The 11,625-nt window shown below is 39.2% G+C and carries 11 protein-coding genes; 8 read left to right on the top strand and 3 right to left on the bottom strand.

Features of this window, described 5'->3' with window-relative positions; translation table 11 throughout:
• Nucleotides 1-116: 116 nt before the first annotated feature.
• Nucleotides 117-947 (bottom strand): AraC family transcriptional regulator, encoded by an 831-nt coding sequence (locus tag LKD70_RS17645; protein WP_227709180.1) that lies wholly within the window; start codon nt 945-947, stop codon nt 117-119.
• Nucleotides 948-1,149: 202 nt separating this feature from the next.
• On the opposite strand from LKD70_RS17645, the gene LKD70_RS17640 reads away from it, so the two are divergent.
• The 7 genes from LKD70_RS17640 to LKD70_RS17605 all read left to right on the top strand — a co-directional run bounded on the left by LKD70_RS17640 (nt 1,150) and on the right by LKD70_RS17605 (nt 8,269).
• Nucleotides 1,150-4,188 carry a glycoside hydrolase family 2 TIM barrel-domain containing protein gene (locus LKD70_RS17640; protein ID WP_227709179.1) on the top strand — a complete coding sequence of 1,013 codons (3,039 nt, stop codon included), beginning with the start codon at nt 1,150-1,152 and terminating at the stop codon, nt 4,186-4,188.
• 169 nt (nt 4,189-4,357) lie between these two features.
• Entirely contained in the window at nt 4,358-5,755 is a 1,398-nt protein-coding gene (locus tag LKD70_RS17635; RefSeq protein ID WP_227709178.1) for an MFS transporter, read from the top strand.
• 101 nt (nt 5,756-5,856) lie between these two features.
• Nucleotides 5,857-6,078 carry a hypothetical protein gene (locus tag LKD70_RS17630; RefSeq protein ID WP_407690998.1) on the top strand — a complete coding sequence of 74 codons (222 nt, stop codon included), beginning with the start codon at nt 5,857-5,859 and terminating at the stop codon, nt 6,076-6,078.
• Nucleotides 6,079-6,341: 263 nt separating this feature from the next.
• Nucleotides 6,342-7,142, top strand: coding sequence for a helix-turn-helix transcriptional regulator (locus LKD70_RS17625; protein WP_087151638.1), 801 nt, complete (start codon nt 6,342-6,344; stop codon nt 7,140-7,142).
• 109 nt (nt 7,143-7,251) lie between these two features.
• Complete coding sequence (locus LKD70_RS17620; RefSeq protein WP_087166891.1) at nt 7,252-7,557, top strand: type II toxin-antitoxin system RelB/DinJ family antitoxin; 306 nt, start codon at nt 7,252-7,254, stop codon at nt 7,555-7,557.
• Complete coding sequence (locus tag LKD70_RS17615) at nt 7,554-7,727, top strand: type II toxin-antitoxin system RelE/ParE family toxin (protein WP_227709183.1); 174 nt, start codon at nt 7,554-7,556, stop codon at nt 7,725-7,727. Before LKD70_RS17620 ends, LKD70_RS17615 begins: the two co-directional genes overlap by 4 nt.
• A 176-nt stretch (nt 7,728-7,903) precedes the next feature.
• Entirely contained in the window at nt 7,904-8,269 is a 366-nt protein-coding gene (locus tag LKD70_RS17605) for a type II toxin-antitoxin system HicB family antitoxin (RefSeq protein WP_456115031.1), read from the top strand.
• A 291-nt stretch (nt 8,270-8,560) separates the two neighbouring features.
• On the opposite strand, the gene LKD70_RS17600 is transcribed toward LKD70_RS17605, so the two are convergent.
• On the bottom strand, nt 8,561-9,877 hold the full coding sequence (locus LKD70_RS17600) for an MATE family efflux transporter (protein WP_227709177.1): 1,317 nt from the start codon (nt 9,875-9,877) through the stop codon (nt 8,561-8,563).
• 71 nt (nt 9,878-9,948) lie between these two features.
• Nucleotides 9,949-10,509: a TetR/AcrR family transcriptional regulator gene (locus LKD70_RS17595; RefSeq protein WP_227709176.1), complete on the bottom strand. Its 561-nt coding sequence runs from the start codon at nt 10,507-10,509 to the stop codon at nt 9,949-9,951.
• 219 nt (nt 10,510-10,728) lie between these two features.
• Between LKD70_RS17595 and LKD70_RS17590 the strand changes: the two genes are divergently transcribed.
• Entirely contained in the window at nt 10,729-11,145 is a 417-nt protein-coding gene (locus LKD70_RS17590) for a YjdF family protein (RefSeq protein ID WP_227709175.1), read from the top strand.
• Nucleotides 11,146-11,625 lie beyond the last annotated feature (480 nt).

Raw genomic sequence — 11,625 nt, 5'->3', positions numbered from 1 at the left:
TGTTCGCAGCGGACTTTGTGTGTGATTTTATCCATGAGATAGCCCTCCCTGAAAAACCTTAGTTTTTTTAGAGTAATTATCTCACAAAAACTAGCAAGCGACACGGTACCGGCTATCTACCATTTACCTTTCAGCTTGTGAAAAAGCCGACTGAAATACAGCTGGTTATCATATCCGACGATTTTAGAGATTTCATTGATGGAATAGGTTGTTGTTTCAAGTAACATCTGAGCATTGCTGATCCGGATTCCTACGATGAATTGCATTGGTGTGGAACCGGTGTATTTTTTGAAATTCCGGATAAACCAACTGACACTCATGCCTCGTGAGGCTGCGTAATCCTCTATGTTGATGTCCTGATTATAATTTTCGCTGAAATAGGTAACTGCAGTGTTCATTTCCTGATCCAGGTATTCGTTTTTCAGAATATGTTCTCGTGTCAGTTCTCGGTGGAAAGTGATTAGTAGATGACGAAGCAGAAGAACAAGCATTTCCTCATAGTTGTCCTGACAGCGTTGAAGTTCTATGATAATACGCTTGAAAACCCGTTCATATTCCATAGATGTGCCAACTTGGAAAACCCGTTCTTTATCCGGAAATCCATACTGACGTAAGATATTTTTAACATTGCTGCCTGTAAAATGAATCCAGTATACTTCTGTCTTATCTTCCCCATAATATTCATATTTCTGAAGCTCTTTCGGTCTGTACAGTACAATATTACCGGCGGGAACAATCGTTTCATTATCTACATTGTCAAAATGAAAATGTCCACAACCGGCAGTGATATAGATGATCTGATAATCCAGGCGTCCCCTTGGACGGTAGGTTGGTAATTTTGGATGGCTGGAAAGGCGATAAGTACCACAGCTTCCTACAATCAGTGGGCGACTTTTGCCTTTGAAATCCATATGGGAGTGGTTCAGATAACCAGTATTCATATACATAGGGCAGCACCTCTTTTCCTACTTTTTACCATTGTATCATTTAGTGCATATTTTGTCTAATCCAATTCATAGACATATTTTGCGGATTAGGATAAGCTATGTATAGAAAAACAAAGAAACGTAAACAAAAAAGTAAAGAACAAGACTTGCTGTGGGAGAACAACGTATAAAAAAATGTATATGTATTGAAGGAGAGTTATTTATGATTGTACCACGTTATTATGAGGATTTAAGTGTACTGCATGAAAACACAATGCCAGCCAGAGCCTATTATGTTCCGGCATCCAAAAGAATGGACAACCTGGTGGAACACAGGGAAGAATCAGACCGTATGCAGTTATTAAACGGAACTTGGAAATTTCAGTATTATAACAGCATCTATGATATTCAGGAATCTTTTTTTGAGAAGGATTATGATACAGAAAACTTTGACGAGATTCAGGTTCCGAGTGTATGGCAGATGGCAGGATATGACACACACCAGTATACAAACATCCGGTATCCGTTCCCATTTGATCCACCGTATGTACCACAGGATATCCCGTGTGGAGCATATGCACATACTTTTGACTATCATAAAGATGAAAATGCACCAAAAGCATTTTTAAATTTTGAGGGAGTAGACAGTTGCTTTTATGTATGGGTCAATGGTTCTTATGTGGGATACAGCCAGGTTTCTCATATGACCAGTGAGTTTGATATTACCGACCTTCTTCAGGATGGAAAGAATACCATAGCAGTATTGGTAATGAAGTGGTGTGACGGTTCTTACTTGGAAGATCAGGACAAATTCCGTATGAGTGGAATTTTCCGGGATGTGTACATTTTGAAACGTCCGGAGCAGGCAATCAGCGATTATCATATAAAAACAAAGATTGAGGATATGCTTGCAAAGATAGAACTTGATGTGAAATTCTACTCTCCGGCAAATGTAAAAATTTCGATTGAAGATAAAAATGGAGCAGTTGTCGCAGTAGGAAGTATTACCGAAGAAGGAACAGCGGTGTTAGAGATTGCAAGTCCGGAGCTTTGGAATACAGAAAATCCATACCTGTACAAACTGATCCTTGAAACAGAAAATGAAGTAATTGTAGATCATATCGCACTCAGAAAGATAGAGATCAAAGATCAGGTTATTTACTTAAACGGACAGAAGATTAAATTCCGTGGTGTCAATCGACATGATTCCGATCCGGTTACTGGATTTACAATTAGTGTGGAACAGATTACAACAGATCTTACGCTAATGAAGCAGCACAATTTTAACGCTATCCGTTCCAGCCATTATCCGAATGCACCATTTTTCTATGAAATGTGTGACAAGTATGGATTTATGGTGATAGATGAAGCAGATATAGAAGCTCATGGACCATTTATGCTCTACAGAAAAGAAGACACGGATTACAATCGATTCAAGCGGTGGAATGAAAAGATTGCCGATGATCCGGCATGGGAATCAGCTATCGTTGACCGTGTGAAACTCATGGTAGAACGTGATAAAAACCGTTTTTGTATTGTTATGTGGTCAATGGGAAATGAAAGTGCTTATGGTTGCAACTTTGAAAAAGCACTTGCTTGGACAAAGAAATTTGATCCGGACCGTATCACACAGTATGAGAGTGCAAGATACCGTAATTATGATGAAACATATGATTACAGCAACTTGGATGTGTACAGCCGTATGTACCCGGCAATTTCCGAGATTCAGGAATATCTGGACAAGGACGGAAGCAAACCATTCCTTCTGGTAGAATATTGTCACAGCATGGGAAATGGCCCTGGAGATTTTGAAGATTACTTCCAGATGATACAGGATAATGATAAAATGTGCGGCGGTTTCGTCTGGGAATGGTGTGATCATGCGATTGATCATGGCACTGCTGAGAATGGAAAGACAATCTATGCCTACGGAGGAGATCATGGCGAAGATATCCATGATGGCAATTTCTGCATGGATGGATTAGTATATCCGGACAGAACTGCCCACACAGGACTTTTGGAATACAAGAATGTCTATCGTCCGGCAAGGGTGGTTTCTTATGATAAAGAAAGTGGAGAGCTGGTACTTCACAATTATATGGATTTTGATGACCTGAATGATTATGTAAACATCAGTTATGAACTGACGCAAGATGGTCTTGTAATCGGAAAAGGTAAACTTTCAGAAGTGTCTGTGGCACCACACAGTGAAGGAAAGACAAATCTGAAAGTCAATGTTCCAGAAAGCGGAAAATGCTATTTAAAACTTATTTACCATCTGAAAAAAGAAATGCCACTGTTAGAGGAAGACCACATTCTGGGATTTGATGAAATTGAGGTAAGTCAGAAAGATGCAAAATGTCAGCTCGCAGAGAAATGGATGGAAAAAACAGCAACGAACTCTGAATTACAGGTGAATGAAAATGATACACAGATTCATATCAAAGGTCGTGAATTTTCCTACACCATAGACAGACGTACGGCTCTCTTTACAGAGATGAAATTTGCAGGACGGGAATATCTGAATCATCCGATGGAGTTGAATATTTGGAGAGCTCCAACAGATAACGATATGTACATCAAGTCTGAATGGAAGAAAGCTCACTATGATAAGGCTTACACAAGAGCCTATACGATAGAGGTTGCACAGGGAAAACATGGTGTGAAGATTACAAGCCATGCTTCCGTTGTGGCAGAGACGGTACAGAAGATTCTTGATGTGACGATTACATGGAAAATAGCTGCTGCAGGAAAGATTGATGCAGATATAGCAGTAACAAAAGATGGAGAGTTCCCGGATCTTCCGAGATTTGGAGTGAGAATGTTTTTGGATAAGAAACTTTCGGATGCCAGATACTTTGGAATGGGACCACAGGAGAGCTATCGTGATAAACATCAGGCAGCGAGTCACAGTCTGTACCGGGCAAATGTAGGGGATTTACATGAGGACTATATCCGTCCACAGGAAAACGGAAGCCATTATGATTGTGAATATGTAGAGCTTAACAACAGCCGATATGGAATTGTGGCATCCGCAGAAAAGGCGTTTTCATTCAATGCTTCTTATTATACACAGGAAGAACTTGAGAAGAAAACGCATAATTATGAATTGACAGAATCAGACAGCGTGGTATTTTGTGTTGACTATGCATTAAATGGAATAGGTTCTAACAGTTGTGGTCCGGTTGTATTGGATCAGTATCGATTTAATGATGTATTATTCCGGTTCCAGTTTACTCTGGTTCCGTATGTAAAGGGATAATAAAGTTTTAAGTAACCCGTTAACAAGGAAGGAGAGTCTGGGTGTTTTGTAAAGTCCGGATATACAGAACAATCAGACAAAAACAAAGCAAAAAATTTAGAATTAGGCACCATACTGTTAGGCATCTTGAGATTCTAAGTGCGATGAATATGAGGAGCAAAAGAATTCTATGGAAGAAAAAAAGTATTTAAAATGGTATAACAAAATTGGATATGGTTCAGGTGATATCGCAGGTAATGTAGTCTATGCGTTCCTGACATCTTTTATGATGGTCTATCTGACAGACTTAGTAGGACTTGCTGCTGGTGTCGTAGGTACCCTGATTGCCGTATCAAAATTATTTGATGGTTTTACAGATATATTCTTTGGCTCAATGATCGACAAAACACACAGCAAAATGGGAAAAGCAAAGCCTTGGATGTTGTATGGCTATATTGGATGTGCCATTACATTAGTCTGCTGTTTTGCAGTACCAGTCAGCTGGGGAACAACTGCTAAATATGCATGGTTCTTTATTTCTTATACACTGTTAAATGGTGTGTTTTATACAGCTAATAATATTGCATATTCAGCACTTACATCACTCATCACAAAGAACAGCAAAGAACGTGTGCAGATGGGATCTTGCCGTTTCATTTTTGCATTTTTTACAAGCCTTCTGATTCAGGCAATTACAGTTGGATTTGTAGATAAGTGTGGTGGAGATGCAGCTGCATGGAGAACTGTAGCAATTATTTATGCAATTATTGGTCTTATTGTAAATACAATTTCTGCTCTTTCTGTTAAAGAACTTCCAGAAGAGGAACTTAACGAAGGAGAAGTAAAAAATGAGGATGAGAAGTACGGAATGGTACAGGCATTTAAGCTTCTTATCAAAAACAAATATTACATGATGATCTGTGGAACTTACATTTTACAGCAGTTATACAGTGCCATGATTGGAGCCGGTATTTATTACATGACATGGGTACTGAAAAACAAAAACTTGTTCGGACAGTTTGCATGGGCAGTTAATATTCCACTGATTATTGCTTTGATTTTCACACCAACTTTAGTTGGTAAGTGGAAAGGTATGTACAAACTGAACTTAAGAGGTTATATCTTAGCAGTTATCGGTAGAGCACTTGTTGTTGTTGCCGGATATATGGGTAGCGTTCCGCTGATGATGGCATTTACGGCTCTTGCAGCATTAGGACAGGGACCATGGCAGGGAGATATGAATGCGGTTATCGCATCCTGCTCTGAATACACTTATCTTACACAGGGAAAGAGAATTGACGGAACTATGTACTCTTGTACGTCTCTTGGTGTAAAGATCGGTGGAGGTATTGGAACAGCTGTTGTTGGATGGATGCTCGAGTTCAGCGGCTATGTAGGAACAAATGCAACTCAGCTACAATCAGCACTTGATATGATGCAGTTTATGTATCTGTGGCTTCCATTAATCTTTGATGTATTGATTATGTTTGTACTTTCAAGAATGAATGTAGAAGGTGCAAATAAGAAACTGAAAGCAGAAAAAGGGATTACTGCAGATGAAGTAACAGATGCATCAGACATGGAGTAAGATTTGAAGGAAAAAGCATTGTCTGATTGAATCTTCAATTAGGCAATGCTTTTTACATATTATGAAACAATGAAACAGGCAAAAGAGCGGGGGACAGTATTTTGAATATAGAAGAAGCAATTGGAATGCTTAACGGGATGGCTGCACATGCTGACTGGGCAGAGGAATGGATGCCAAAATACGAGATTGCAGACAGTAATATTCATTCTATCGTACAGAAAGAAATTGGAATTGTATTTACGAAAGTCCTGGAGGATGCAGGAGTTTATACGAGAACAGAGGAAGGGAAAGCTGCATTCAAAAGATTTATTGAAAGTTTATAAAAAAAGGACCACTTCATTTTTGTGAAATGGTCTTAAGAAAAAATATTCAGTTTTCACAAAATAGTCCTTTTAGTATTTATACATGATATGGATGCTCAAAATAGTCAGCGTAGAATACTAAAAGGTCGTTCAGATATTTTTTAAGATTGCTCATTTGCGATTCCTCCTTTCCTTGTTTACAAGTTGATTATAGGATAGATGAAAAAGGATTGCTTGCCAAATCGAAAGAAGATATAGACAAATGTTGCAAAGGGGAGTATTTCATGCAGTTAAAATATGTTGACACAAAAGAGGAGATCATAGCAGTAAATAAAAAGTCAAAACATATTGAACCACATCTTCATAATGCACTGGAGATTGTTTGTGTAACAAGTGGAACATTAGAGCTTGGTGTCGGACAGGAACTTTACCATATGGAAAAAGGAGATATAGGCTTTGTATTTCCGGATATTATTCATCACTATCAGGTACTGACACCCGGTGTAAATAAAGCGACTTATCTGATCGCATCGCCCTTTACGATTGGTAAATTTGCAGATATCATGCAGTCCATGGCTCCTGAATATCCAGTTATCAAAGCGGAAAAGGTTGAGCCGGAGGTATATAGGGTTATCAATGCGATCTTAGAGACAGAACAGTCGGATATTACAGTCGCACAGGCTTATCTTCAAATTGTGTTGGCGCGCTGCATAGGAAAACTGAATCTGGTAGAGAAGAGCCATGTGGGGAGCAATGACCTTATTTACCAGACGGTTTCCTATATATCAGCAAATTTCAAAAAGAAGCTTTCACTGGAAGAGATGGCGAAAGACCTTGGAGTAAGCAAATATGTCTTATCCAGACTCTTTTCCAAAACATTTCATAGGAATTTCAACCAGTATCTTAACGATGCAAGGCTCAACTACGCATGTCATCGTTTGGAAAATACGAGTGATTCTATTACAAATATTTGCCTGGATAGTGGCTTTGAAAGTCAGAGAACATTTAACCGGGTATTTAAGGAAAGATATAAAATATCGCCTAGTGACTATCGGAGTACATGTGTAAAAGATATATTGTCATAAAAGGTTCTGCTGATAGAATAATTTACTTTGATTTCACGCCGTTCTACAACTCATTATTGACACGTAACGACGAAGACGTTACAATTAAAGCGTAAACGGAGGTGACATTATGGAGAAATCAGCAACACTTAATCTACGGATTAATCCCACATTAAAATCAGAGGCAGAGACAGTTCTTTCGCGTCTGGGCATACCAATGTCAACGGCTGTCGATATGTTCCTGAATCAAGTAGTTTTAGTTGGAGGGATTCCGTTTTCCGTTACGCTTCCAAAGGCACCGGCAGATATAGATGCCTCTCAGATGACAGATGCGGCTCTTCATGCGAAGCTTCAGAAAGGTTATGATGATTACAGAGCCGGAAGGACAGAGAACGCTGCAGAAGCATTCAAAAAGTTTAGGGAGACTCATAGGTGATGGGGAAACGGATTGTAGAAATTACCCAGACAGCTCTTGACGATATGGAAGGGATCTATGATTATATAGCAGATGTTCTTTTGGCAGCGGAGAATGCTATGGGTCAATATAACCGTATTGCAGATGCAATTCTCACTTTGGAAAGTAATCCTGAGAGATGTCCGGTTTGATGAGCTGCGGAAAGTATTAGAAAGTTATGGTTACAAGATGAATGCTCAGAGAAGTGGTAGTAGTCATTATACATTTCGAAAATCTGGATGCCAGCCAATTACGATACCAAAGCATGAACCAATTAAGAAGGTTTATGTGGAACTTGTGAGACAGGTTGTAGAAAGTGAGGCGAGAAATGATGAAGACGCTGAATGATTATATGAAGATGTCTTATCGAATGGAAATCGTAGAAGATAAAGAAGAAGGCGGATACGTGGTTTCTTATCCTGATCTGCCGGGCTGTATTACCTGTGGGAAAACGATTGAAGATGCGGTTGTAAATGCGGTAGACGCCAAGAAGGCATGGATTGAAGCTGCATTGGAAGAAGGAATTGAGATACACGAACCGGATAATTTAGAAGATTATTCCGGACAATTTAAACTAAGAATTCCCCGGAGTCTGCACCGGTCTCTGGCAGAGCATTCTAAAAGAGAAGGGATCAGTATGAATCAGTACTGTGTGTACCTCCTTTCTAAGAATGACGCAGTTTATTCAAAATAGAGAAGACTACTGCAGTGGAACATATAAGATGAGTGGCAACATTTTGGCAACAGAAAATCAGTAAACCAAAATAATCGATGTAATTGAAATAAATACTGGCGTGAATTCATACACAACCTAAACAAATACAGTTAATAATCCCAGAGAGCACGCCGAGTTTGAGTAAGTAAAATGTTCCCATACACCCCTTACTATCCCCCCAAAAGGCAAAAATGACTATTCTGAATAAGAAACAAACAGAGGTCCTGGATTTTGGTTATGCAGCCAAAGTCCGGGGCCTCTTTTGTTTTTTTAATTCAAAGATCTAAATGAAAAAATACATATAAGAGCAGCAGCTATACACGAAATAATATGACTAACTAATATTGCGACCCATATTCCATTTAATCCCCAGTGCATAAAAGATAAAAAATAGGCTAAAGGAATACGCACTATAATATAATAGAAAATCATTAACAGCATACTTCTGACGGGCTTTCCCATGCCGTTTAGAGTACCCAAAAAGCAGCTGGAAACTGTATATAGTACATAACCAATACTTACTATGTTGAAATAATGTTTTACTATTGCAGCAGCATCATTACTGGAAACAAACAGTCCGGATAATTGTTCTGAAAAGATTATTACAATTGCGGAAAGTATTGTTAAAGTTATTATTCCATATTTAAGAGAAAATTTTAGATAGGAGCCTGCTCTGTCAGCTCTTTTAGCTCCAATGCACTGGCCAACGATCGAAGTGAGAACCATATTTAGCGCCATGGCAGGATAAAATAAGATTGTTTCGAGCTTTCCGGTTATTCCGTAAGCGGCAATAGCTGAAATACCATAAGTGCTTACAAGAGCCGTTAAGAAAGTGGTGCTTACGGCAGGAATACTTTGTTGAATGACGGAAGGGACTGCATTTTTTATTAGTGGAGCAATCCCTTTTACGTCAAAATCAGTAATATGTATGGCAAACAGTTTCTTTTTGGATATATAGGCAATCATAAATAATAAACACAGACATTGAGAAAGCAGTGTGGCCGCCGCCGCTCCCTGAAAGCCTGTTATCTTGATAAAGACAGGGTCAAGTACGGCGTTTAATAATGTGGAAACCAGCATTGCTATAGCCTGAAATATAGTATCACCTAAACTTCTTAGAACGGCTGTAAAATACAGATATAAATAAACGGTAATATATCCCGCAATATAAATAGCCAGATAACTTCGCGCCATATCAAATATTTCCGACGGCGTATTCAATGCGGCAAGTATTGCCGGAAGAAAAATTTCCAGGAGTATGGTTAAAAATATTGAGAAAATTACTGATACAAAAAAGGATGTCGAAAGAACTTTATTCTTTTTTACATTATCTTTTGAACCGATGGCGCGAGATAATAAAATGGTCACGCCGTTAGTTGCTCCCATACCTATTGAAGTAAGCATAAGGATAACAGGAGTAGAATTTGTCAAAGCTGCATAGGCCTGTTCACCTAACAGATTGCCGATCCAAAGACTGTCTACCAGATTGTATGCCATATTAAGAAACATTGCTGCAATCATAGGCAGTGTCATTGCAAGTAAACATTTTTTCGTGTTTCCGTTAATAAAATCGATACCGGTGTTCATATTGTCCCTCCGAATGAATGAATATTATTCATTATAGCTGCAAAAAGTAACCCTACTTACGTAGGGAAAACTTAGATTTTAAATAAATTAAGTAAAAAAGATTTTATCTTGTCTGCCTTTTCCTGTGAAGATAATGTCTCATCCATTAGTATTCCCAATTGTCCGAATACGCAGAAGCTGGCATAAGACTGCACATCTGGCACGTCTATTTCGTGATTTGCATTTGCGGTTTCTATTATTTCGGATACAACAGGTACTAGCAATTCGCACATACGAACAGACAGCAAATCGTGAAAGTTTTTATTCTGCTTGTCATGAAAGGCGCTATAATAGATATCATCTTTGCTTTCTGTAAATGTAGCCATCGTGTTGAGAATTTGTTTAAGGCTGCTTTGCTTAATATTCAGCCCGGCTGTCATTTTGCTGACCAGAATACTGGCATACTCGTTGACAGCAGTCTGAAACAATATATCTTTAGATGGGAAATAGCGATAACATAATCCCTGAGCTACACCCATTTCTTTAGCAATATCGGATATTGATGTCTTTTCAAATCCATTTATGCTGAATAAACGCATAGCTGTTTCCAAAATTTCCTGTTTTCTTTCTTCTGGTTCTTTAGAAATACGCATGAACATTCCTCCTTTCCAAAAAACATTATAAATCGCATTTTAGAAAAAGTCAATGAATAATGTTCATTCATCGAAAGAGGGTTTTTGATCTGTATCCGGCTGCGAGTTTTGGAGGCAGAGCCGGTAGGTAGCCCGGCCGCACCGTCTGGTGTAAGTAACCCTCCCTCCTTAGGGTCGTCCGTTCTTTGTTCATTAACAATCAATTAAGGAGGAATTGTCATGGACAAAGTATCAGGCAGATTGACAGTATTTTTTGAGGAACCATTCTGGGTAGGCGTTTTTGAACGCATATCAGAGGGAAAGCTTTCTGTATGCAAGGTTACGTTTGGGGCGGAACCAAGAGACTACGAGGTGTATGATTTTGTCCTGAAAAATTACTGTCAGCTGAGATTCAGTCCGGCTGTGGCAGCTGATGTAAAGGAGACTGCCCGTAATCCGAAACGGATACAGCGAGAAGTGCGGAAACAGGTGCAGAACACCGGAATAGGCACAAAATCGCAGCAGGCGTTGAAATTACAGCAGGAGCAGTTAAAAACTGAACGCAAGACTCTGAGCCGTGAACAGCGGGAGGCGGAGAGACAGCGGCAGTTTGAACTGAAACAGCAGAAAAGGAAAGAGAAGCACAGGGGCAGGTGACGAGTATTTAGAGATCTACCATGTGGTCAACCGGTATCAGAATATTATAAGAATTTTTGAGTGATAGCAAATGCAAAAGGGCAAAAATGACTATTCTGAATAAGTACCAAACAGAGGCCCCGGATTTTGGTTAAGCAGCCAAAGTCCGGGGCCTCTGTTGTCGCTTAAAAATATTTGGAAAGCCCGGAAATACGTTGGTTTCGGAAGATGGGGAATGATGGGAACAGGAGAAGGTAGAGGAGTAGGGAGAGGGGAGGAAGAGGATGGGGAAAAGTGTATAGGGGAGGATGGTGGAGGGTGCACGGGAACACAGGGATTTGGCTAATCTACGTTAAACTGCTATAAGAATAATAATGATGTCGGGGTCAAAAGCCTTAGAAATAGAATCTTGAAAATTTAATATTTTACAGTAAATGCAAGCTTTTTTGCCTTTCACGAGTTATACTAAAAATAGTTTTTGAAAGGTGGTATGCTTCATGT

This window comes from Ruminococcus turbiniformis, assembly GCF_020687545.1.
Classification (GTDB): domain Bacteria; phylum Bacillota; class Clostridia; order Lachnospirales; family Lachnospiraceae; genus Mediterraneibacter; species Mediterraneibacter turbiniformis.
Note: the sequence above shows the minus strand (reverse complement) of the source record. Positions and strands in the feature narration are given on the sequence as shown.